At 64.4% G+C, this 20049-nt stretch carries 29 protein-coding genes and 1 tRNA gene; 16 read left to right on the top strand and 14 right to left on the bottom strand.

Annotation, left to right across the window (positions count from 1 at the left end):
• Positions 1-28: 28 nt before the first annotated feature.
• The 4 genes from fabI to fabA form a co-directional block, all read right to left on the bottom strand.
• A complete protein-coding gene (gene fabI, locus Q0Q02_RS10700) occupies positions 29-862 on the bottom strand; it encodes an enoyl-ACP reductase FabI (protein ID WP_293809217.1) in 834 nt (277 codons plus the stop codon).
• 128 nt (positions 863-990) lie between these two features.
• Positions 991-1263 (bottom strand): DUF3303 family protein, encoded by a 273-nt coding sequence (locus tag Q0Q02_RS10695; protein WP_293809215.1) that lies wholly within the window; start codon positions 1261-1263, stop codon positions 991-993.
• 8 nt (positions 1264-1271) lie between these two features.
• On the bottom strand, positions 1272-2498 hold the full coding sequence (gene fabB, locus Q0Q02_RS10690; RefSeq protein ID WP_293809213.1) for a beta-ketoacyl-ACP synthase I: 1227 nt from the start codon (positions 2496-2498) through the stop codon (positions 1272-1274).
• Positions 2499-2612: 114 nt separating this feature from the next.
• Positions 2613-3125, bottom strand: a complete 513-nt coding sequence (gene fabA / locus Q0Q02_RS10685) for a 3-hydroxyacyl-[acyl-carrier-protein] dehydratase FabA (RefSeq protein ID WP_047578039.1) — start codon at positions 3123-3125, stop codon at positions 2613-2615.
• Between the two features lie 286 nt (positions 3126-3411).
• Here fabA and irr point away from each other — a divergent pair, with 286 nt between their 5' ends.
• Positions 3412-3876 (top strand): Fur family transcriptional regulator Irr, encoded by a 465-nt coding sequence (irr, locus tag Q0Q02_RS10680; RefSeq protein WP_293809211.1) that lies wholly within the window; start codon positions 3412-3414, stop codon positions 3874-3876.
• A 37-nt stretch (positions 3877-3913) separates the two neighbouring features.
• Here the strand turns inward: irr and Q0Q02_RS10675 are convergent, their stop codons facing one another.
• Positions 3914-4444 carry an SH3 domain-containing protein gene (locus Q0Q02_RS10675; RefSeq protein WP_293809209.1) on the bottom strand — a complete coding sequence of 177 codons (531 nt, stop codon included), beginning with the start codon at positions 4442-4444 and terminating at the stop codon, positions 3914-3916.
• 179 nt (positions 4445-4623) lie between these two features.
• Here Q0Q02_RS10675 and Q0Q02_RS10670 point away from each other — a divergent pair, with 179 nt between their 5' ends.
• A complete protein-coding gene (locus Q0Q02_RS10670) occupies positions 4624-5619 on the top strand; it encodes a D-glycerate dehydrogenase (RefSeq protein WP_293809207.1) in 996 nt (331 codons plus the stop codon).
• 112 nt (positions 5620-5731) lie between these two features.
• On the opposite strand, the gene Q0Q02_RS10665 is transcribed toward Q0Q02_RS10670, so the two are convergent.
• Positions 5732-6412, bottom strand: coding sequence for an HAD-IA family hydrolase (locus Q0Q02_RS10665; protein WP_293809205.1), 681 nt, complete (start codon positions 6410-6412; stop codon positions 5732-5734).
• Positions 6413-6432: 20 nt separating this feature from the next.
• Positions 6433-7437 (bottom strand): complex I NDUFA9 subunit family protein, encoded by a 1005-nt coding sequence (locus tag Q0Q02_RS10660; RefSeq protein WP_293809203.1) that lies wholly within the window; start codon positions 7435-7437, stop codon positions 6433-6435.
• A gap of 287 nt (positions 7438-7724) precedes the next feature.
• Between Q0Q02_RS10660 and Q0Q02_RS10655 the strand changes: the two genes are divergently transcribed.
• The 13 genes from Q0Q02_RS10655 (at position 7725) to Q0Q02_RS10595 (ending at position 17240) form a co-directional block, all read left to right on the top strand.
• Positions 7725-7811: transfer RNA gene (locus Q0Q02_RS10655), tRNA-Leu, on the top strand.
• A gap of 165 nt (positions 7812-7976) precedes the next feature.
• Positions 7977-9191, top strand: a complete 1215-nt coding sequence (locus tag Q0Q02_RS10650) for an integrase arm-type DNA-binding domain-containing protein (RefSeq protein ID WP_293809201.1) — start codon at positions 7977-7979, stop codon at positions 9189-9191.
• A gap of 2 nt (positions 9192-9193) precedes the next feature.
• Positions 9194-10327: a hypothetical protein gene (locus tag Q0Q02_RS10645; protein ID WP_293809199.1), complete on the top strand. Its 1134-nt coding sequence runs from the start codon at positions 9194-9196 to the stop codon at positions 10325-10327.
• A gap of 198 nt (positions 10328-10525) precedes the next feature.
• Positions 10526-10678 (top strand): hypothetical protein, encoded by a 153-nt coding sequence (locus tag Q0Q02_RS10640; protein WP_293809197.1) that lies wholly within the window; start codon positions 10526-10528, stop codon positions 10676-10678.
• Between the two features lie 201 nt (positions 10679-10879).
• Positions 10880-11167, top strand: coding sequence for a hypothetical protein (locus tag Q0Q02_RS10635; RefSeq protein ID WP_367275028.1), 288 nt, complete (start codon positions 10880-10882; stop codon positions 11165-11167).
• Entirely contained in the window at positions 11164-11415 is a 252-nt protein-coding gene (locus Q0Q02_RS10630) for a hypothetical protein (RefSeq protein ID WP_293809195.1), read from the top strand. Before Q0Q02_RS10635 ends, Q0Q02_RS10630 begins: the two co-directional genes overlap by 4 nt.
• Positions 11416-11637: 222 nt before the next feature.
• Positions 11638-11937, top strand: coding sequence for a hypothetical protein (locus tag Q0Q02_RS10625; protein ID WP_293809193.1), 300 nt, complete (start codon positions 11638-11640; stop codon positions 11935-11937).
• Positions 11937-12794: a hypothetical protein gene (locus tag Q0Q02_RS10620; protein ID WP_293809191.1), complete on the top strand. Its 858-nt coding sequence runs from the start codon at positions 11937-11939 to the stop codon at positions 12792-12794. Before Q0Q02_RS10625 ends, Q0Q02_RS10620 begins: the two co-directional genes overlap by 1 nt.
• Before the next feature lie 2 nt (positions 12795-12796).
• Positions 12797-14581 (top strand): toprim domain-containing protein, encoded by a 1785-nt coding sequence (locus Q0Q02_RS10615; RefSeq protein WP_293809189.1) that lies wholly within the window; start codon positions 12797-12799, stop codon positions 14579-14581.
• A gap of 11 nt (positions 14582-14592) precedes the next feature.
• A complete protein-coding gene (locus Q0Q02_RS10610; protein WP_293809187.1) occupies positions 14593-15588 on the top strand; it encodes a winged helix-turn-helix domain-containing protein in 996 nt (331 codons plus the stop codon).
• Positions 15585-15947 (top strand): hypothetical protein, encoded by a 363-nt coding sequence (locus Q0Q02_RS10605; protein ID WP_293809185.1) that lies wholly within the window; start codon positions 15585-15587, stop codon positions 15945-15947. The genes Q0Q02_RS10610 and Q0Q02_RS10605 overlap by 4 nt, the downstream gene beginning before the upstream one ends.
• Before the next feature lie 70 nt (positions 15948-16017).
• Positions 16018-16518, top strand: coding sequence for a thermonuclease family protein (locus Q0Q02_RS10600; RefSeq protein ID WP_293809183.1), 501 nt, complete (start codon positions 16018-16020; stop codon positions 16516-16518).
• 440 nt (positions 16519-16958) lie between these two features.
• Positions 16959-17240: a hypothetical protein gene (locus Q0Q02_RS10595; protein ID WP_293809181.1), complete on the top strand. Its 282-nt coding sequence runs from the start codon at positions 16959-16961 to the stop codon at positions 17238-17240.
• A 15-nt stretch (positions 17241-17255) separates the two neighbouring features.
• Here Q0Q02_RS10595 and Q0Q02_RS10590 read toward each other — a convergent pair whose 3' ends face one another.
• The 6 genes from Q0Q02_RS10590 to Q0Q02_RS10565 all read right to left on the bottom strand — a co-directional run bounded on the left by Q0Q02_RS10590 (position 17256) and on the right by Q0Q02_RS10565 (position 18903).
• Positions 17256-17429 carry a hypothetical protein gene (locus Q0Q02_RS10590; protein ID WP_293809179.1) on the bottom strand — a complete coding sequence of 58 codons (174 nt, stop codon included), beginning with the start codon at positions 17427-17429 and terminating at the stop codon, positions 17256-17258.
• Entirely contained in the window at positions 17426-17659 is a 234-nt protein-coding gene (locus Q0Q02_RS10585) for a hypothetical protein (protein WP_293809177.1), read from the bottom strand. The genes Q0Q02_RS10590 and Q0Q02_RS10585 overlap by 4 nt, the downstream gene beginning before the upstream one ends.
• Positions 17656-17856: a hypothetical protein gene (locus tag Q0Q02_RS10580; protein WP_293809175.1), complete on the bottom strand. Its 201-nt coding sequence runs from the start codon at positions 17854-17856 to the stop codon at positions 17656-17658. The genes Q0Q02_RS10585 and Q0Q02_RS10580 overlap by 4 nt, the downstream gene beginning before the upstream one ends.
• A gap of 209 nt (positions 17857-18065) precedes the next feature.
• Entirely contained in the window at positions 18066-18293 is a 228-nt protein-coding gene (locus Q0Q02_RS10575) for a hypothetical protein (RefSeq protein WP_293809173.1), read from the bottom strand.
• Entirely contained in the window at positions 18290-18472 is a 183-nt protein-coding gene (locus tag Q0Q02_RS10570) for a hypothetical protein (RefSeq protein WP_293809171.1), read from the bottom strand. The genes Q0Q02_RS10575 and Q0Q02_RS10570 overlap by 4 nt, the downstream gene beginning before the upstream one ends.
• Positions 18469-18903, bottom strand: a complete 435-nt coding sequence (locus Q0Q02_RS10565) for a hypothetical protein (RefSeq protein WP_293809169.1) — start codon at positions 18901-18903, stop codon at positions 18469-18471. Before Q0Q02_RS10565 ends, Q0Q02_RS10570 begins: the two co-directional genes overlap by 4 nt.
• Positions 18904-19025: 122 nt before the next feature.
• Between Q0Q02_RS10565 and Q0Q02_RS10560 the strand changes: the two genes are divergently transcribed.
• Positions 19026-19250, top strand: a complete 225-nt coding sequence (locus Q0Q02_RS10560; RefSeq protein ID WP_257735709.1) for a hypothetical protein — start codon at positions 19026-19028, stop codon at positions 19248-19250.
• A gap of 62 nt (positions 19251-19312) precedes the next feature.
• On the opposite strand, the gene Q0Q02_RS10555 is transcribed toward Q0Q02_RS10560, so the two are convergent.
• Positions 19313-20049, bottom strand: a 737-nt coding sequence (locus Q0Q02_RS10555; protein WP_293809165.1) for a hypothetical protein, incomplete at its 5' end; no start/stop codon positions are given.

Raw genomic sequence — 20049 nt, 5'->3', positions numbered from 1 at the left:
AAACCGCGCCCCGGCCAGGAGGTTCCGGCTAGTCGCCGTTGCCGCTATCGGCCGCGCGCAGCGAATCCAGAGCCGGCATCGAGGTGATGTGATAGCCGGCATCGACATGGTGGACGTCGCCGGTGACACCTCCGGAGAGATCCGAGAGATAATAGAGCGCCGAGCCGCCGATCTCTTCAAGCGAAACCGACTTGCGTAGCGGAGAATTGGCACGCTGCCAGGACAGCATCGCGCGCGCATCGGAGATGCCGGCGCCGGCCAACGTCCGCACCGGTCCGGGCGAGAGCGCGTTCACGCGGATGCCACGCGGACCGTAATCGCCGGCGAGATAGCGCACGCTCGCCTCCAGCGCCGCCTTGGCGACGCCCATGACATTGTAGTTCGGCATGATCCGGGTCGAGCCGCCATAGGTCAGCGTGATCATGCTGCCGCCCTTGGGCATGCGCTCCGCCGCGCGCTTGGCGACCTCGGTGAAGGAGAAACAGGAGATCACCATGGTCCGCGAGAAATTCTCGCGGCTGGTGTCGGCATAGAGCCCCTTGAGCTCGTTCTTGTCGGAAAAGCCGATGGCGTGGACGATGAAATCGAGCGTGTTGCGCTCGGGATCGCCGCCCCAGGCCTCGTCCAGCGTCGCGAAAGCGGCGTCGACCGAGGCGGTATCCTCGACATCGCAAGGCACGACCAGCTTCGAGCCGATGCTCTCGGCCAGCGGCCGGACGCGCTTGCCGAGCGCATCGCCCTGATAGGTGAAGGCGATCTCGGCACCATGGGCGTGAAGGGTGCGGGCAATGCCCCAGGCGATGGAATTCTGATTGGCGACGCCCATGATGAGGCCGCGCTTGTTGTGCATCAGCGGGAGCATGGCAAACTCTGAAGGGGCTTCAGGATCTGGCCCGAAGGCGGGAAAAAGGAGGGACAGTCGGCTGGTCTGGTCGGTCTAACTCTGAACGGCATGTCCGCATTGCAGGGTTGTTGCCGGCGCCTGCAAGCTTAGTCGGTCTTGGTGATCGCGGCAGCGGCGGCCTTCGAGGAGGAGACCGGCACGATCTCGAAACGCACGAGGTCGTTCCACTGCCGGACCCATTCCTGCAGCAGGGCTACATCGTCGCATTCCATGATCTGGAAGCAGCGGCCGAGATCGGCCGAAATCCAGCTCTCGACATAGCGCAGGCCAGCCGGTGCCATCCGCCCGCTATGCTGGAAGCGGGCGTAGACATCCTTCACGCGGGCCTGATCGAAATGCTCGATCACCATGAAGAGCATGGCGCTTCTCAGGCCTCCAGCCGCTTCATCACGATGGTGGCGTTGGTGCCGCCGAACCCGAACGAATTCGAGAGCACGGTGCCCAGGCCCGCATTGTCGATGCGCTTGCGCACGATCGGCATGTCGGCGAAAGCCGGGTCGAGTTCGTCGATATGGGCGCTTTCGCAGATGAAGTCGTTGTTGAGCATCAGGAGCGAATAGATCGCCTCCTGCACGCCGGTGGCGCCGAGCGAGTGGCCGGTCAGCGACTTCGTCGCCGAGATCGGCGGCGCCTTGTCGCCCGCGCCGAAGACCTCGCGGATAGCCTCGATCTCCTTGCCGTCGCCGACCGGGGTGGAGGTGCCGTGCGGGTTGATGTAGTCGACCTTGCTCTTCACGCCTTCGAGCGCCATGCGCATGCAGCGCACCGCGCCCTCGCCCGACGGCGCGACCATGTCGTAGCCGTCCGAGGTCGCGCCATAGCCGACGATCTCACCATAGATCTTGGCGCCGCGCGCCTTGGCATGCTCCAGCTCTTCCAGCACGACGACGCCGGCGCCGCCGGCGATGACGAAGCCGTCGCGGGCGACGTCGTAGGCGCGCGAGGCGCGGGCGGGCGTACCGTTGAAGTCGGAGGACATCGCGCCCATCGCGTCGAAGAGGACGGAGAGCGTCCAGTCCAGCTCCTCGCAGCCGCCGGCGAAGATCATGTCCTGCTTGCCCCACTGGATCAGCTCGTAGGCGTTGCCGATGCAGTGATTGGAGGTCGCGCAGGCCGAGGAGATCGAATAATTGACGCCCTTGATCTTGAACCAGGTCGCCAGCGTCGCCGAAGCGGTCGAGGACATGCCCTTGGGCACGGCGAAGGGGCCGACCTTCTTCGAGGAGCCGCTCTCGCGGGCCTTGTCATAGGCGTCGATCAGGGCACGGGTCGAGGGACCGCCCGAGCCCATGATGATGCCGGTGCGCTCGTTGCTGATCTCGGCCTGCTCGAGGCCGGCATCGGCGATCGCCTGCTCCATCGCGACCTGATTCCAGGCCGAGCCACCGCCATGGAAACGCATGGCGCGCCGGTCGAGCACGGTCGCGGGGTCGAGCGTCGGCACGCCGGCGACCTGGCTGCGAAAGCCGTGCTCGGCGAAATCCGGCACATAGGAAATGCCCGATTTGGCTGATTGCAGCGAGGCCAGGACCTCCTGGGTGTTGTTGCCGATGGACGAGACGATGCCCATCCCGGTGACGACGACGCGTCTCATGCTCGCTTACTCCAGCTGTCAGCACGCGGCGGGGCCAAGCCCGGCCGCTTCTGGATTCATATCGCGCAAATGGACCGAGCGGCAGTCGCGCGCAAGGTCGGCTTACGTTTTTCCTCAGGCCGCTTCCGGCTTGAACAGGCCGACACGCATGTCGCTGACCGTGTAGATGCGCTTGCCGTCGGCCTCCAGCCAGCCATCGGCGATGCCGAGAACGAGCTTCGACTTGAAGACGCGCTTGAAGTCGACGCCGTAGACGACCTTCTTGACCGAAGGCAGAACCTGATCGGCAAACTTGACCTCGCCGACGCCGAGCGCGCGGCCGCGGCCGGGCAGGCCGAGCCAGCCGAGGAAGAAGCCGGTGAGCTGCCAGAGCGCATCGAGGCCGAGGCAACCCGGCATCACCGGATCGCCCTTGAAATGGCAATCGAAGAACCAGAGGTCGGGCTTGATGTCGAACTCGGCGCGGACGAGGCCCTTGCCGTGCTCACCGCCCTCTTCGGCGATCTCGACGATCCGGTCGAACATCAGCATCGGCGGCAGCGGCAGCTGCGCATTGCCCGGCCCGAACAGTTCTCCACGACCGCAGGCGAGGATCTCCTCGTAGCTGAAAGACGACTGACGCTGCATTCCCGTACGGCTCCCTGGCACCCGCCGGATTCGGCCGATGTCTCGTGTGCCGTGCTAACACGGCGGAAGAGGGAAACGAAAGGGCAGCACGTCCCATGACCCACATCGCAGCGTCAAAAACCGCAACGAAACTGCGACAGATCAATGCAGGCAGGCTTCGCAGGAGCCCATAAGCCGGTTCAACGCTTGCGACCGCGAGGTCGACGCCCTACATTCCAGATTGGAATTCTTCCAGCAGACGGAGCCTTCAGGACATCCGTTTCATACGAGGGTGCACGAGCGGGGCATGAGCGACCTGACCTCCCAGGACCAGGGTTACGGAATGCCCGTGCGGCAGGGCTGCCCCTTCCACGATATCCGCCAGAAGCTCCGGCGCGTCGGCCTGCGCCCGACCCGCCAGCGCGTCTCGCTAGGCTGGGTGCTCTTCGCCAAGGGCCAGCGCCATGTCAGCGCCGAGATGCTGTTCGAAGAGGCGATGAAAGAGCGGATTCCGGTCTCGCTCGCGACGATCTACAACACGCTGCGCCAGTTCACCGAAGCGGGCCTCCTGCGCGAGCTCACGCTCGACGGCGCCAAGGCCTATTTCGACACGGCCGATCACGAGCATCACCATTTCGTCGTCGACGGCGAAAACCGGGTGATCGACATCCCCGCCGACGAGATCGACATCGCCAGCCTCCCGGTCCCGCCCGAAGGCTACGAGATCGCGCGGGTCGACGTCGTGGTGCGGCTGTGCAAGATCGGCGGCTGACGCCTCTGACGGCGCAGCAACTCCCGCCACCTCGTCTTCAGTCGACCTTCTCGTTGGGGTAGACGCCCCAGAGGCGCTCCTGACGGATGAAGCCGCTGATATTGCCGACGCTGACGCGGCACCAGGTGTTGGCGCAGGATGCGACGCTGGCGACGACGCCGGACTGCAGCCTGGCGACGATGGCGGCTTCCTCGTTCGCGGCGCTGCGCATCGGGAAATTCTCGTCCTTATTCTTCGACCAGGGTGCGACGAGCGCTGTCCGGCGGCCGGAGAGCAGGCTGTGCAACACCCAGCCCTCAGCACCGTCGGCGTCGCGGACGCGGCGCCAGGTCTCAAATTCGGCGGTCACCTCCATCGGCAGGCCGGCGCGCTGATAGACCCAGCGCGTACGGTGCTCCTTCGAGGGCCCCTCGCGCAGGTTCACACGGTCCGTCTTCAAGCTGACATAGCGGGGCACCGGCAGCCCGGTTACCGAGCCGGCCTGCATGTCCTGCGCGGACGCGATCGCGGGCAAGCCGATGAGGGCCAGCGCCGCCAGAGCCAGGTGACGCATCGACGAGACCATCATGGCGCCATTCTCCTTCGCATCCCGCCCCCCCCCCGGCGAAGGGGCAAGTTGTCATCCGCCGCGCTGCCGCCTAGACACGCATATGGTGCCGCGCAACAATTCCCATTCCTGGGCCACCAGGGTTAATGGCGGGTTGAGGAATTGCAGCCGATACGGCCAATGACGGAGGGGTGACCGCCATGTCGAAGAAGAAGCCCTTGGTGGTGGTGACGCGCAAGCTCCCCGCCGTGGTGGAAACCCGGATGCGCGAGCTGTTCGACGCCCGGCTCAATATCGACGACAAGCCGATGTCGCAGGCAGCTCTGGTCGAGGCGGTGAAGACCGCCGACGTGCTCGTCCCGACCGTGACCGACAAGATCGATGCCGCCATCATCGCGCAAGCCGGCGACCAGTTGCGCCTGATCGCCAATTTCGGCAACGGCGTCGACAATATCGACGTGGCCAGCGCCGTGCAGCGCGGCATCACCGTGACCAACACGCCGGGCGTGCTGACCGACGACACCGCCGACATGACGATCGCGCTGATCCTCGCCGTCGCCCGCCGGATCGCCGAAGGCGCGCGCGTCATCCCGGACGACGACTGGGCCGGCTGGTCGCCGACCTGGATGCTCGGCCGGCGCATCACCGGCAAGCGCCTCGGCATCGTCGGCATGGGCCGCATCGGCCAGGCGCTGGCGAAGCGCGCGGCAGCCTTCGGCCTCTCGATCCACTACCACAACCGCCGCCGGGTCGATCCGCGCATCGAGGAACAGCTCAACGCGACCTATTGGGATTCGCTCGACCAGATGCTGGCGCGGATGGACATCGTCTCGGTCAACTGCCCGCATACGCCGGCGACCTACCACCTGCTCTCGGCGCGCCGCCTGAAGCTGATGAAGCCGGACGCGATCCTGGTGAACACCGCCCGCGGCGAAGTCGTCGACGAGACGGCGCTCGCCCGCATGCTGGAAGCCGGCGAACTCGCCGGCGCCGGCCTCGACGTGTTCGAGAGCGAGCCGGCGGTCAATCCGCGCCTGCTCAAGCTCGCGCGCCAGCACAAGGTCGTGGTCCTCCCGCATATGGGCTCTGCCACCCATGAGGGCCGCGCCGACATGGGCGAGAAGGTCATCGTCAACATCAAGACCTTCATGGACGGCCACAAGCCACCGGACCGCGTGCTGCCGAGCATGCTCTGAGGCGCCGCGCCTCTCACACCATTGTCATTCCGGGGCGTGCCATCGGCGCGAACCCGGACTGACAAGAGCAGTTGAGACGATGAACGATCCGGCAGGCGCCTAGACCGGCAGCTCAGGCGGCGCGTTCACTTGCAAGGCGCGCCGCTTCCGCCGGCCAGTCCCTGTAATCGTCGATGACGGCTGCCGCACCGGCGGCCAGCAGGCGTTCGCGCATGCGCCGTTTGTCGTGAGAGGCGCCGGTGAAGCCGGCGACCTGCATGCCCGCCGCCCGCGCCGCCAACACCCCCGGCACCGAATCCTCCAGCACGAGGCAGCGCCCCGCCTCCGCGCCCATCTGCGACGCCGCGAACAGAAAAACATCCGGCGCCGGCTTGCCGCGCGCGACCTGCGAGGCCGAGAAGACATGGGGCCCGAACAGGTCGCTCAAGCCTGCCAGCGCGAGATTGCGGCGCAGCGGCTCGAGCACCGTCGAGGATGCGACGCAGCGACGCTCTGCCATGGCCAACAACGCCTCCCGTACGCCGGGAAGCGCGCGCAGTTCGGTCTCCAGCCGCCGGGCGACCGCATCCTCGATGCGCGTTTCGAAATCGGCCGGAAGAGGCCGGCCGAGCGCCGATTCGATGATCTTCATGCCGTCGGCCCAGGGGATACCGACGAGTTGCTCGACATAATGGTCAAGCGTCCAGTGGTTGAGGCCGATCTCCCGACAGATGGCGAGGCTGATCTCGCCATAGAGCGTCTCGGTGTCGATCAGCGTGCCGTCGCAGTCGTAGATGACGAGGTCGAACGACACGAGCGCGCTCCGTCCGCCGTTCAGCGGGCCTGAAGCGTGTCGAACTGGCCGGTCTTGCGGAAGCGCCAGAGATAGGACGAGACGACCGCCTCGGAGGAGGTCGGCGCGAGCCCAAGCCCGGCGAAGTCGCGGCCTTCGGCCTTGGCTGCTGCCGAGACGACATTATCGCTTTCAAGCAGCGTCACCTGATCGCGCGTCATGACGAGTTCGTCCGGAATCAGCCCGAGCGTCAGCGTATCGACGACCTGAAGGACACTGCCCATGATCCGCGCCAGCGCGAAAGGCAGCGGCGCGAGGAGACGCTTGCGGCCGGTCACCTTGCAGACTTCCTCGACGATCTGGCGCAAGCTCTGCACCTCCGGCCCGCCAAGCTCATAGACCCGGCCGCCCTGGACGGTGCCGTCGACGGCGCGGGCGGCGATCTCGGCGACATCGCCGACGAAGGCCGGCTGGAATTTCGTCGCGCCATCGCCGACCAGCGGCAGGACGGGCAGCATCCGCGCCAGCGAAGCGAAGCGGTTGAAGAACGTATCCTCAGGCCCGAACATCACCGACGGCCGCAGCACGACCGTATTCGGCACGGAGGCGAAACTCGCCGCCTCGCCCTCGGCCTTGGAGCGGGCATAGGCCGAAGCCGATTCGGCGTCGGCACCCAGCGCCGAGACATGGACAAGCCGCACGATGCCGGCGGCGGCGCAAGCCTGGGCGATGGCGCGGGCGCCGTTCGCCTGCACGGCCGAGAAGCTCTGGCGACCCTGCTCCTGCATGATGCCGACGAGGTTGACGACGGCATCAGCGCCCTTCACGGCGGCAGCGACCGAGGCGGGATAGCGCAGATTCGCCTGCACGGCGTGAATCTGGCCGACGGTCCCGATCGGCTGGAGGAAATTGGCGAGATCCGGCCGGCGCACGGCGACGCGCACCCGGTAGCCGCGCTTGACGAGCGCGCGCACGACATGGCGGCCGACGAAACCGGAGCCGCCGAAGACCGTGACGAGTTGCTGGGCCGGGGCCTGGGAAGCCATCGCGAAAGCTCCGTTTAGAATGCTTCTGCCCTCCTAGATCATGTTCCGCCAAAGTGGAAATGCCTTTTGCGGCCGGCGCCCCCTCTATCCCGGCCCCTGCGGCGTTCCGCCCTATCCGCGACGCGGCCCTGCCCTTGTTTGACGCAGACCCGCCGCTTCCGGACGAAAACAGCCCGTAATCCGCACGATCCGCAAAGGCCCTTTCCACAGGGTGGCGAAAACAAATTCATTTCGCCGCGACAGGGCCGTTGACAGGACGACTCGGCCCCCGTAAACGAACCGCCGTTGCCCAGGTGGCGGAATTGGTAGACGCACCAGCTTCAGGTGCTGGCGCCTGCAAGGGCGTGGAGGTTCGAGTCCTCTCCTGGGCACCACATTTACCTTCGCCGGCTTTCGCCGGTGACCGAAAAGGCCTCCGAGACCGCTGGTTTCGGGGGCCTTTCTCTTTGCTGGCCTTCGCCGGCCTTCGTTGACAGCCGCCGAATTTGTTGGCCTGCTCGCCTGCATAGGCCAACAGGCCCGAAATTCAGGCCAACATCATGCCCCTGACAGACGTTGCGATAAGGAACGCCAAGCCCGCCGCGAGCACGGTGAAGCTCTCCGATGGAGGCGGCTTGCAGCTCTGGATTGAGCCGAAAGGCGGCAAGCTGTGGCGCCTTGCCTACCGATACGATGGCAAGCAGAAGAAACTCTCCATCGGCACATATCCGGCGATCGACCTTCGCGCGGCCCGCGCCAAGCGGGAGGAGGCCAAGGCGCTGCTGCGGGACGGCAAAGACCCCGGCGCCGAAAAGCGGCTGGAGAAGCTGACGGGCAAGGCCAACAGGGAAAACACTTTCGAGGCCATCGCCGCAGAGGTTGCCGCCAGGAAGAAACAGAGCGGCAAGGCCCAAGCGACGCTCGACAAGTTCGATTGGTTCCTGGACCTGGCCAAGCCGGTGCTGGGCAAGCGCCCCATCACGGAAATCAGCGCCGCCGAAATTCTCGTTGTCCTGCGGAAGATCGAGGCGCGGGGCCATCTCGAAACCGCGCGCCGCATGAGATCCATCATCGGGCAGGTATTTCGGTACGCCATCGCAACGCAGCGGGCGAAGGACGATCCGACCGTGGCGCTGCGGGGGGCGCTGATGGCGCCGGTCGTAAAGAGCCATGCCGCCGTGACCGAGGCCAAGGCCTTCGGCGCGCTCCTTCGCGTCATCGACGATTATGACGGAATGCCTCTCACCCGGCACGCCCTGCGCCTGATGGCGCTGCTCTTCCCGCGACCGGGCGAGCTACGCTTAGCCGAGTGGAGGGAGTTCGATACCGAGGAAGCCGTTTGGACCATCCCGGCCGGCCGAATGAAGATGCGCAAGCCGCATGCGGTCCCTCTGCCCAAGCAGGCGCTCACCATCTTGGACGAACTGCGGGCGATATCGGGCGATGGGGAGCTGGTCTTTCCGTCCGTCCGATCGGTCAAGCGGGCCATGTCCGAGAATACGCTGAACGCGGCGCTGCGCCGCCTTGGCTACACCAATTCAGACGCTACCTCGCACGGTTTCCGCGCGAGCGCGTCAACGCTCCTGAACGAATCCGGCAAGTGGTCGCCCGATGCTATCGAGCGAGCGCTGGCGCATCAGGAAGTTGATGCCGTCCGGCGCGCCTACGCGCGCGGGGCACACTGGAAAGAGCGCGTCGAGATGGCCCAATGGTGGGCAGATCAGGTTGATCTACTGCGCGAAGGTGCAAAGCGTCGTTGGCCGGTGGAGCGATAGGGATGGGCGCTGCACATACGCTACCCAATGGCCACGAGTGGCTATCCGACGCGTTTGAGCATGCTTGGCGCACGATCGAGGATAGCGAGAAGCACTTCCTTGCGCTTAGCCAACGGGTTCCCAAAGAGGAGCTTTCGAGGGAGTTCGGCGGAAACTGGGTCGGCGCACTTGATGACGCTCGAAATGCGTTTGACGAATCGCGAAGACGAGTCGAGAGGTTGATGCGCACGGCACTGGCTTCAGGTCAATTCCGCGCGATGATCCGCGATGCGAGAACCGGCGAACCAGCCGAACTCGCTGACCGCGAACGTTGGATCGAAGCCATTTCGTTCGGCGTTCCCGGCTTGAGCACGGAGCTTCATCATCTCACCTGTCCTGGGCCTGAAACAGGTGGCGCGCCAGTGTTTGTCCGGAGAGATGAACTAGAGAGGTTCATTCGCCTCCAACAGCCGGCGTTGAACTCTGTTGCTGGCGCAGACCTGATAGGCCGAACGCCTTGGGCGCTGGCGCCCGAGATTGAATTGTCGAGCTTGGATCAGATGCCCGGCGGCGATTGGGTTTTGCTCGCTCAGGCTCTCAGCGTCCTGTCTTTTGGTTCTCTGATCCCGCCGCCAGACGTGGCCCCACTAGTGGCAGCAGCGCGCCGGGCTCGCACGGGCGCTGCGTTGCTCGCTCAGGCGCGCCAAGGAAAGATCAAGCTGTTCGGTACCTGCGCTACAGTGGGCCGCCCCGAGCCCATCCCAGTCGCCGTTTTCGCACATGATCTGGCCGTGACCCATGACGGCGCCGGACTCGATATCGATCCTGCTCGCGGTGATATGGACTCGTATGCAAAGTATCGCGACAACAAGCCTCATGCGCTGAGGTGGAATGATGTCACCGTGATGCGATCCTCATTGAGGAGCTGGATTTCCGGCCTACTCCATGAAACGTCACCGGCTCCCTTACCAAAAAAGAGAGCGGCGGCTTCGGCCGACATTGAGGCATTGAAAGCCGCCCATCCCGGCGTTTGGCCCGACTGGCGAGTCAGTGACGCATGGCGCAAATTGAGCCGGCCTGAAGTGTCGCGCGATTCTTTTCAAGCTCTTTGGCGGCAGCACGCTCCGACCCTTAAGCGTGGTCGGAAGTCGCAATAGCTGAATTGTACGGCCGATTGTTCGGACCATTTCCGCCCGAACAATTGTACAAATCGCGGGGCCGCTGATCCGCAGCCATTTTCGTCCTCACCCGCCGGTTGCGTTCCAACGAATGCGGGCGAACTGAGGATCAAAATGAACACTCCGATTTCACACGCGCCGGTCGATCGTTTGATCCCCGCCCAGGCCGCGTTTGATATGCTCGGGATCAGGACCACCAAGGCTTATGCCGAGGTGAAGGCCGGCAAGCTCAAGCTGACGCGCAATGGCCGCCGCAGCTTCGTCAAGGCCTCCGAGGTCAACCGCTATATCGCTGCGCTCGACGCCGCCTCCGAGAAAGAGGCCGCGTGAAGCCATGCACCTGACAAACGAAACCCGGCGCGGGGGAAGCGCCGGGCTCGCGAAGGCTTCATTCCTGGCCGGAATGCCGAGCGAAGATACCATCCCCGCCATTATCGTCAATCGTCTTCAGCGTCGTTTCGGCTTGTCCGAGCTGCACGCCCTGACGGTTCTCCGCCTCGCCTCTCTCGGGCCGAAGGAGGGCCGCGACTGATGGCAAACCTCAAGAGCATCACCATCACCATCGAAGGCGATTCGACGCCGCGCACCTTCAAGGGCCGCGACGCCTGGGCCTTGGACAACCTCATCAACGCCGGCTCGAAAGGCTGCACGCCCATCGACCATCCCGGCCCGCGCTGGTCGCATTACGTCTTCAAGCTCCGCCGGGGCGGGGTTGGCGTCATCACCCACGATGAAAAGCACGCGGGGCCTTATGCCGGTACGCATGCCCGCTACATCCTGAGCGTCCCTGTCACTGTCATCGAGCGGAGGGCGGCGTGAACGTTATCCCTCTCCCTCTGCCGCAACATGGCGACATCGATAGCGCGAGCAACCCTCGCGCCTTCATGGGCGGAGCGCTGGCTTATGCCAGCCTCCATCTGGACCACGCTTACGACCATCTCGCGATGGGCGATGCGCCAGCCCTGATGCGCTCTGTCCGCAAGTTCGCAGCATTCGCCAACGCGGCTCTCGATACGCTGCCCGAGGCGATGCGCCAGCTCACCACGGAGGCCGAGCACGATGGCTGACGTGGTCCGGTTCCCCCGCCCCAACGTGCGCGGCGTTAAGCGCATGCCCGACGCGGTCGAGGTCGTCTTGGACTTCGGTTGCTGGTGTGCCGCTACCAGTCAGGGAGGGCGCCTTGTCAGGCGCCACTCCGCCACCCCGAACACTCCCGAGGCTGCCGCCGCTCTCGCTCGCGAAATGGCCGAGCGTGATGGCCTGCGCCTCATCTCCAGCGAGGCAGGACAATGACCAGCACGAAAGCTGCTCGCCAGCCTCATCCGTGCGCCGGGTTGAGTAAGCGCGCCCATGAGGTTTTCGAACAAATCGCCATCGGCAACGATCTGGCCGGCCATCACCCGCGCGTGCTCGAAGCGCTCGTTTCGCGCGGGCTGATCGAGCGCCGGCCTGAAGAGGTGCCTGGTCCGTTTCGCGGGACCACCATGACCATCAATCGGTATGACGTGCCGCTCCGCGTCCATGCTGAATGGTGCTCGTGGTGCGATGAGAACGTGACCGATGAGATGATTGCGGAGGCGCAGCGCTAATGGCTCGCATCCGCTCGGTTCATCCTGGCCTCTTTACCGACGAGGCCTTTGCCGCCGTCAGCATGGCAAGCCGGGTGCTCTTCATCGGCCTCTGGTGCGAGGCTGATGATTTGGGCGTCTTCGAATGGAAGGCTCTCACGCTGAAGATGCGGCTGTTCCCCGGCGATGCCGTAGACGTGCCCAGCATGCTCTCCGAGTTGGCGGCGCGCGACATGATCCGCGCGTTCGATCACGAGGGAAAGCAGTACGGCGCCATCCGCAACTTCGGTCGCTACCAGCGGCCGAAATCCCCGAAGGTGATCCATCCTCATCCCGCCGAGCTGAGCAGCTTTCTCGCCTGCGACGGTCGCGGGGTTGCCGGGCCGCTCAATCACCCGAGAGACGTAACCGCCGCCGAAAGAAAGCGCCGGGAACGTGACAATAGGCGGAGTGGTCACGCTTCAGCCGTGACGCATTCCGAATGCGACGCGGCAGAGCCGGGACGGTTTCCGCCTTTTTCGGAAGTGTCACGCCAGATGGAGGATGGAGGAGGTAATTCCGTAGCTAAAGCTACGGGCGTTGCCGCCCCGGCTGAGCCTTCGGCAGTTACTGCCCTCCCCGTCGATTGGCGGGAACGTCTCTTCCGGCAGGGCCTTGCTTCCGTCTCAGAATTGACCGGGAAGCCTGTTGGTCCGGCGCGGTCGCTGATCGGGCGATGGCTCCGCGTTGCCAGCGACGATGCGCGCAAGGTTTTGCGCACGATCGAGGACGCGCAGGAGCAGAACGCGGCTGATCCCGTCGCCTGGATCGAGGCGGCTCTGAAGGCCCGGCCGGCCCAGCGCTCCGATTCCCTCCAGTTCACGATGGCGAGGGGCTGAGCATGGACTTCCTCGAAACCGCCAAGGCCGAAGGCATCCGGCTTCGCTCATGGGCGCAGGGCAACCACAAGACAATCTGCCCGCGCTGCTCGCATCTCCGCAAAAAGAAAACCGACCCTTGCCTGTCCGTCACCGTGTTTGCCGATCGGGTCCGCTGGCAGTGCCATCACTGCGGCTGGACCGGCGGCGCCGGGGGCGATGACTTCAGGCGCAATCCCGTCCGCGAGGTCCGCATGTTCAATCGCCCTGTTCGGATCGAGCACCCCGAACGCCCCGACAAGATGCTGGCATGGTTCGCTGGTCGCGGCATCTCCGCCGCCACCGTCGAGCGCATGGGCGTCTATCGCACCCGGAAGTGGTTTCCGCAGATTGAGGCCGAGGCCAGTTGCATCGCCTTTCCCTACGAATGGGCCGGCACGCTGCGCAACGTGAAGTACCGCGATAACGACAAGAACTTTTGTCAGGAGAAGAACCCCGAGCCCGTCCTTTACAACGCCGATGCGATCAAGCCGGGCGAGGATCTGATTTTCGTCGAGGGCGAAATGGACGTGCTCGCGTTCGTCGAGGCCGGACTGTCCAATGTGGTCAGCCTTCCGAACGGGGCTCCCGAGCGGCCAGAGCAGGAAGGCGCCAAACGCTATGACCCACTCGCCACGCATGCGGCCGAGCTAGAGGCCGCCGGCCGCATCCTGATTGCCACCGATATGGATGGGCCGGGCGAAATGCTCGCTCAGGAGCTGGCCCGCCGGCTGGGCAAGGATCGATGCTGGCGCGTCACCTTCCCGGCCGATGAGACGACGCAGACGAAGGACGCCAACGAGTGCCTGATGCAGTTCGGCAAGGGCGTGCTGCGGGGGCGTGTCGAGAATGCCGAGCCCTGGCCTATCGATGGCCTCTATGGCGCGGACACGTTCGCGGACGAGGTGCTGGCCACCTATCGCGGCGAAGGGCCTAAGCCTCTCTCGCTCGGCATGGGGCGGGACATGGATCAGGCCTTCAAGGTGCTGCCCGGCCAGTTCGTCGTCGTCACCGGCATCCCCAACCACGGCAAGAGCCGTTGGCTGGATCAGGCTGCCGCGACCATGTCGGACCTGCACGGCTGGCGCTGGGCTGTGTTCTCGCCTGAGACGGGAAGCGAAAGCCACATCATCGACCTGTGCGAGATTCATGCTGGCCTGCCTTTCCACGATGGCCCATCGATGCGGATGGATGAGGAGCAGCTTCACACGTCGATGCGGTGGGTTCACGACCGCTTCGTGTTCATCGACTCGGGCGAGCATACGCCTTCGATCGATTGGGTTCTGGAGCGAGCGAAGGCTGCTGTTCTGCGCAAGGGCATCAATGGCCTGATCGTCGACCCTTACAACGAGCTGGAGGCTGGCCGCCCACAGGGCATGACGGAAACCGAGTTCGTCTCGCAGCTCATCAGCAAGTGCAAGCGCTTCGCCAAGGTCCACGGCGTGACGGTCTTCATGGTCGCGCACCCCACGAAGATTTCGAACCCTGCCGGCGGTAAAGAGCCTGTGCCTGGCCTCTATGACATCTCTGGTTCGGCCCATTGGCGCAACAAAGCGGATGCTGGGATTGTGGTTTATCGCGACTTCGAAGAGCGCTGCACGCTGGTGCTGGCGAGGAAGATCAGGCGACAGCCGATCTGCGGGCATCCTGGCCAGGTCAAGTTCTGGTTCATGAGCGCCAGCCGCCGTTTCGACCCGATCGAAGGCAGCTACCGCTCTCAGGGCCAGGAAACGGGCTCCGCCGCAAATACCAACCGCCGATCGGCTTGAGAGGACGCACGATGACGATGCACGCACAAGCGTCCACTTTGGACATGGAGAAGTTTGCCAAGGTCCACCGCCTGATGAGCGAAGGCGCCACCGATGGCGAGCGCGCTGCGGCTCGTGCTCGGGCTGAAGCCATGGCCTCGCGGGCCGGGATGACGCTCAAGCAGGCCGCGTCCAAATTGGACGCCAAAGCTCGGGCTGAAGATCCGTTCGCCGGGCTTCGCGAAATGATGCGCGAGGGGCAGGAAAAGCGCCGCCACTATTCCTCTGCTCGATGTCGGGAAGCGCTCAAGCGCTATGGCAACGTCGCGGGCGTGTTCCTGCGGCAACCGATCGAGGTCGCGTTATTCAACGCGGCGACGCCGTTCGCCGTCCGCGAGCAGTTCGAGGACTATTGCGGCACGAAGCGCTGGTTCACGCAAAAGCTTGGGGGGGCCGGCTCGTACAGCATGAGGGAAGCCGATCCGGCTGCCGTCCTGGCAATACACGATGGCTGGCCGATGCCGCCGACGCTATCCGGCATTTTGAACGAACTGCGGTTCTGGGAAACGCTCCGCCGCGACCGCAACGCCTTCGCGGATGCCACTGGCGGCGGTGAATACATGCACGATCTGGAGGCAAACTTCCGGCGCGATTTGCTGGAGCACAAGATTCGCACGCGGCCAATCACATGCTGGGATGACATGCAGGCCCGCTTGGACTGGAATCAGTTCGAATGGGAAAGCCAGTGGATCGACCCTGCCGGGCATGCCCGATCGGACGCAGACGAGGTTGAGCGCCTACGGAGGGATTTCGCCATCCTGCGCCAGCTCTATGGAGCGCCCGCTCAAAATGGACACGCCGCATCTGCACCACCTGCGGATTTGCGTCGGACCAATGCCAACAAGCAGCGGGACGTTCTGTCCATCTTGGACAGCGAGCCCGGCCTTTCGAACCGGGAGATTGCCCGCCGCTGCGGCGTCAGCCCGCAGACGGTTGGCAACTGGCGCGGCAAGAGGGCCGCAGCATGAGCGTGGTCGACTTCCCGCAACGTCGCATCGTCCGCCGTCCTGGCAATCCTGCGGATCATATCGCCGTCGCCAGCCGGCACTCGCTGAAACACGAGCTGGACGGCATGCGGTCGATGCTGGGCCTCATGTGGGGCGCCGCAGCGCTGGCGAAGATCAAGCGCATCGAGTGCAACAGCAAGGCTTCGCCTGCCTTCAACGTGTGGCTACGGCTGGAAGGCGAGCACAGTACCGCAGGCATCGCTCACAGCGTCGCGGCGGCTGCCTGTCGCGTCTTCGGCGGGCATAACGGCATCACGGTTTACGGGCCGGAAGGTGAATCGGTTTCGCTAGATCCTGAGTGGCCACGGCCTGCGGCTTAGGCGCTTCGACCGCTGGGGACTTCGGTTCCCGGCGGTTTGTTTATCCGGCTCCGGGTTGATAGATTCTCGCATGCTCAAATCCCGTCCCGCCCTGGTCGTGCTCCTATGGCTCGCCGCGATAGCGAGCGCCGGGGCGCAGGCTTATGACTTTCGCCCCGGCCAAGCCCTGGCCATCGACGGAGACACCCTTCGCATAGGTTCGCAGCGCATCCGCCTCTCGGCCATGGACGCGCCCGAGCTGAGCCAGGTCTGCCGATCGGACGCGGGCAAGGCGACGCTATGCGGACGGGATTCGCGGGATGCGCTGGCGGGCCTCATCCGCCATGGTGTCCGCTGCACGGTCGAAACCCATGACCGCTATGGACGCGAGGTCGCCACCTGCACGAATGCCGCCGGCCTCGATATCGGGCGGGAGATGATCCGGCAGGGCTGGGCCGTCCCGTACTGGCGATATGGGGGCGCTCGCTACTCCAAGGCCTATGACGAGGCCTTGGCGGCCGATGTCGGGATGCATGCCGGGACGTTCATCGACCCCGAGCAATGGCGGCGCGGAGAGCGTTGGCCGGATTAAATGCTGACGGCTGGAACTTAATTGGAGAGCTAAGCTGCTGCGTCAAAAGCACTCTTCATTGAGACGAAGCGGCAAGGGCCATCGAAAAGGCCAACCAATCCCGCCCGCTTGGCGCTGTTTTCGCTCTCGCAAACCTTGCGGGAACCAGTCGGGCGATTATCTCGTTGTCTGCGCGGCGCCCTACGGTGCCGCATGCTCTCCCTGGTCGCGTTGTCGCGGATGTACCGACCGCATCAGCGGAGAGCCATCAGTTTTCCCGGCGACTGCCGCAACCCCTAAGTCCTGGCAATGCCAGAGGCCCGCAGCCATCGAGCAGCGGGCTTTTTCTTTGCATGCGCCCATGCATAGAGGAACGGGCAGCTATGGCGCCTCTGCAAGATTATCGAATCCCAATGCGGTAAGGCAGAGTGCCGCCAGATAATGCGAAGCAGGAGCGGCATATGAACGACGATGAAGGATTGACGCGCGAGGAGCTGACGGCCCGGCTCGTTGTCCTGGAGGGGTTTGTCTACACCCTTATCGAAGGCCTATTGCGGCAAGCAGGCGAGCAAAAAGGGATGGCCGGCGTGAACGAGATTGTCCAAACCGTATCGTTTGCAGTGGGACAATACTCGTCCAATCTTGAGCCGGATCTAAAGGAGAAGGCGCACGCTCATTTCGTAGCCCTGCTTCAAAGGCTGCAAGACCGAGTTGCACCAAGTCAGTCTGGCCCGGTGAACTAGCCATTTGGTTCCCTTTCACTCGAAACAATGCTTCTGCACCCATTCCGCTTCGCTCAGGGGGCGCCGCAGCTCAAAAGGCTCGCACTCGTCATCTTCCGGCGGATAATCGAGAACGACATAACGCACCCCACCGTGACCATTCTTGACACGCTCTAGCGCAACGATGCGGCGTTCTAGCTCGCGGCTCATAGTGCGCCCTCCTGCTCAAGCTCGCTCAATGCGCTATGTCCTGCCGGATCGTTCTCGGCCAGCCACTCGCGCCAACCGGGGCCATGCTCTTCCTCCAGCTTGGCATTGCATGCCCTGATGGCGGCAGTTAGCTCAGCGTCAGTCATGCGCTCGACCCGCTTTCCTATGCTGCGGTCGGCGTGATGCTTAGCCTCCATCTTGGCTAGCCTGCGCTCCAGTTCCCGGCTCATGCGGCAATCGCCTGCTCGCCAGGACGAACAATGACGCGGACGATATGGAATGCGTCGGGGTCGGATGCCTCAATCGCTGCCAGTCGTTCCGGCCGCTCGGCAGGAGCGCAGTTCAGTACGTGATGCAGAATGCGCCGTTGGTACAGTTTGCCACCCGCCGCACGCTCCAACTTCGCCAATCGCTCGTTCAGCCGCATTTACGCCGCTCCCTGAATTGCTGGCCTATAGCCGGCGGGCCAATTGACCCGGATGATGGGTTCACGCGCTGAGATGCGCCCTTCAGCAAACGCCCGCGCGCACTCGGCTTCATTCTCCTCCACCGTCCCGCAGAGGATCAGGCAGCGCAGAGGGACGCGCGACCGCAGCGCTGCCTCCAGCCGATCGAGTCGGCGGGCGAGAGCGTTGGTCATGTGTCCGCCCTCAAGGCTGCTGTAATCGCGGCCTGCCCGGAACGCCATGCGTCCTCGTTCCATCGGAGCCGAGCGCGAACTGCCGCCATGGCCTCGGGGGAGGCCCTGAGCCGGGCGAGGTCGGCGGCCACTGCTGCGTCTCGGGCCACTTTGGCGACATGCTCGACGACCGGCCGGCGCCGTTCCTCCAGCTTGACGATGCGGGCGAGCATGGCGTTGGTCATTGCAGCACCTCGGGTTCGTCGAGGAGATCCAGACACTCCTCATGCGATAAGCCGCAAAGCTCGACGCGCTCCAGAGGCGCGTTCGGGTCTTCGGAATCCGACCACATGACGAAGCGGCCGGCCTGGGAATCGCGCGCCTGCTCCAGCCGATCGATGCGCGCCGATATCTGCCTAGTCATGGGCGGCCTCCTTCCAATACCTCAAGCCTGCGATGTAGGTCCGTCACTTCGATCGCCTTGGCGTGCGCGTCGACCAGCTTGCCCAGCTCGGCCGCTTCCGATGGCGTCAACTCTCCGCCTGCCACCGCCTCCATGATGGCCTGCGTCGCCTTCGGGAGGTCGCTGACAGTCTCAATCTTCGGAAGGTCGAAGGTGACGGGCCGGTCACGACGCACAGGCGCCAGCCGATCCATGCAGAGACGCAGAGCCGTGATATCTCCCGCCATTGCGAGGTCGATAGCCTTTTTCGTCAGCTTCTCGGCCTCGCCGTCCAGCAGCGCCTCGATCGCCAGCGTCACCTTGTGGCGGGAGCCCTTGGCTTTGCCGGGATTGCCGGGAGCGAACGGACGACCTCGCGTATTGCTCGCGTTTTTGCGCGGATCGTCGCTCATGCCGCACCCCCTGCAATCACCCACGCCATCAGCGCGAAGCTCGCCAGCGTGGCAACGGCATGTCCCCTTGCGAGCATCGCCTGGAGGGGGCAATTTAGAGACACAAATCGCGGGGCGTTCGGATGGTCCAAGACATCGAGCCTGATCTGGAAGCCAAGGCCGAGCGTCGCTATGAGCGCAAGAAAATTGCGCTGTTCATCGCGACCTGCCTGATTCCGCTGGCGCTGCATGGGGTCGGGTATGGCATCCTTGCGCCGTATGCCTTCGCTTTCCTGCTGGTCGTCACTTACGCCCATATCGTTGACCACGAGATCGACGCCGCCGTGAAGCGGGTTCGCGGCTATTGAGACGAGCGCTTGCGGTCGCGGTCGCGGCCATCCTGTTATCGTGCGGCCCTCAGCCATGGGCGTCATTTCTGGTCGTCGCCTGCGGCTGCTGGCAGATATGGCGTCGCACCCCGCGCCCCGCCCGATATATTCAATGGCCCCGTATTTGAGGCGAGGCCGCTGATCTGGCCAGCTTCGTCCGCGACACTGCCGAGGAAGCGCATCACGGTGGGGCTCTTGGTCGCCATCTTGCTCAGGCTCTTGAGCTGGGCGACATCGCCGCTCGCCAGCATCTCCCCGATTTTTTTGGACAAGCCTTCGTTGATCTTGGCATTGCCTTTTTGAAGTGCCTGCCGCGCCGCGAGGCCAGCGAGCACGCCGATACCAAGCCCCGACATCGTGCCGTGCTGATACCCGCCATAGATGCCGCCGGTTGTGCCGGCTAAGCCAAGCTCGACGAGTTGGCGGGTCGTGTTTGAGTTGCCAAGCGCCATCTGGAGCTTGAGCATCGCAGTCTCGACGCTCAGCACCGCTTCAAGCTGCGTAGCCTGTGCCTTGCCCAGCGCAATCTCGACACGCTCCCGAGCTGCTGGCGAGCCGAAGATGGCCTTCACGATGTCCCGACCGTCGCTAGTCTCCCGAATCTTGGCGATGAGGTCGGACCGAAAGCCCTCCGCGAATAGCGCCTTTTCCTCCGGCTTCATCTTCCCGATCGCCTTCCTGGCCTCACGCCTCCGAAATCCGAGGACGAGCGCCGCGAGCGTCTGCACCTGCTTTTGCAAGATGAAGCGACCCTCCTCGAAACCGAGGACATGGACGC

Origin of the sequence: uncultured Allobosea sp. (assembly GCF_945956895.1) — a bacterium.
In the GTDB taxonomy this organism is placed as follows: Bacteria; Pseudomonadota; Alphaproteobacteria; order Rhizobiales; family Beijerinckiaceae; genus Allobosea.
The sequence above is the reverse complement of the archived record's forward strand: the minus strand, read 5'-3'. Positions and strand labels throughout refer to the sequence as shown.

Coding starts and splice junctions, on each gene's coding strand:
- Q0Q02_RS10615 (WP_293809189.1), top strand. CDS start 12,797: ATGGACTTCCTCGAAACCGCCAAGGCCGAAGGCATCCGGCTTCGCTCA.
- Q0Q02_RS10565 (WP_293809169.1), bottom strand. CDS start 18,903: ATGAGCGACGATCCGCGCAAAAACGCGAGCAATACGCGAGGTCGTCCG.
- Q0Q02_RS10580 (WP_293809175.1), bottom strand. CDS start 17,856: ATGCGGCTGAACGAGCGATTGGCGAAGTTGGAGCGTGCGGCGGGTGGC.
- Q0Q02_RS10570 (WP_293809171.1), bottom strand. CDS start 18,472: ATGACTAGGCAGATATCGGCGCGCATCGATCGGCTGGAGCAGGCGCGC.
- Q0Q02_RS10585 (WP_293809177.1), bottom strand. CDS start 17,659: ATGAGCCGGGAACTGGAGCGCAGGCTAGCCAAGATGGAGGCTAAGCAT.
- Q0Q02_RS10605 (WP_293809185.1), top strand. CDS start 15,585: ATGAGCGTGGTCGACTTCCCGCAACGTCGCATCGTCCGCCGTCCTGGC.
- Q0Q02_RS10650 (WP_293809201.1), top strand. CDS start 7,977: ATGCCCCTGACAGACGTTGCGATAAGGAACGCCAAGCCCGCCGCGAGC.
- Q0Q02_RS10575 (WP_293809173.1), bottom strand. CDS start 18,293: ATGACCAACGCCATGCTCGCCCGCATCGTCAAGCTGGAGGAACGGCGC.
- Q0Q02_RS10675 (WP_293809209.1), bottom strand. CDS start 4,444: ATGATGGTCTCGTCGATGCGTCACCTGGCTCTGGCGGCGCTGGCCCTC.
- irr (WP_293809211.1), top strand. CDS start 3,412: ATGAGCGACCTGACCTCCCAGGACCAGGGTTACGGAATGCCCGTGCGG.
- fabA (WP_047578039.1), bottom strand. CDS start 3,125: ATGCAGCGTCAGTCGTCTTTCAGCTACGAGGAGATCCTCGCCTGCGGT.
- Q0Q02_RS10560 (WP_257735709.1), top strand. CDS start 19,026: ATGGTCCAAGACATCGAGCCTGATCTGGAAGCCAAGGCCGAGCGTCGC.
- Q0Q02_RS10670 (WP_293809207.1), top strand. CDS start 4,624: ATGTCGAAGAAGAAGCCCTTGGTGGTGGTGACGCGCAAGCTCCCCGCC.
- Q0Q02_RS10625 (WP_293809193.1), top strand. CDS start 11,638: ATGACCAGCACGAAAGCTGCTCGCCAGCCTCATCCGTGCGCCGGGTTG.
- Q0Q02_RS10645 (WP_293809199.1), top strand. CDS start 9,194: ATGGGCGCTGCACATACGCTACCCAATGGCCACGAGTGGCTATCCGAC.
- fabB (WP_293809213.1), bottom strand. CDS start 2,498: ATGAGACGCGTCGTCGTCACCGGGATGGGCATCGTCTCGTCCATCGGC.
- Q0Q02_RS10695 (WP_293809215.1), bottom strand. CDS start 1,263: ATGCTCTTCATGGTGATCGAGCATTTCGATCAGGCCCGCGTGAAGGAT.
- Q0Q02_RS10660 (WP_293809203.1), bottom strand. CDS start 7,437: ATGGCTTCCCAGGCCCCGGCCCAGCAACTCGTCACGGTCTTCGGCGGC.
- fabI (WP_293809217.1), bottom strand. CDS start 862: ATGCTCCCGCTGATGCACAACAAGCGCGGCCTCATCATGGGCGTCGCC.
- Q0Q02_RS10610 (WP_293809187.1), top strand. CDS start 14,593: ATGACGATGCACGCACAAGCGTCCACTTTGGACATGGAGAAGTTTGCC.
- Q0Q02_RS10640 (WP_293809197.1), top strand. CDS start 10,526: ATGCTCGGGATCAGGACCACCAAGGCTTATGCCGAGGTGAAGGCCGGC.
- Q0Q02_RS10635 (WP_367275028.1), top strand. CDS start 10,880: ATGGCAAACCTCAAGAGCATCACCATCACCATCGAAGGCGATTCGACG.
- Q0Q02_RS10600 (WP_293809183.1), top strand. CDS start 16,018: ATGCTCAAATCCCGTCCCGCCCTGGTCGTGCTCCTATGGCTCGCCGCG.
- Q0Q02_RS10620 (WP_293809191.1), top strand. CDS start 11,937: ATGGCTCGCATCCGCTCGGTTCATCCTGGCCTCTTTACCGACGAGGCC.
- Q0Q02_RS10595 (WP_293809181.1), top strand. CDS start 16,959: ATGAACGACGATGAAGGATTGACGCGCGAGGAGCTGACGGCCCGGCTC.
- Q0Q02_RS10590 (WP_293809179.1), bottom strand. CDS start 17,429: ATGAGCCGCGAGCTAGAACGCCGCATCGTTGCGCTAGAGCGTGTCAAG.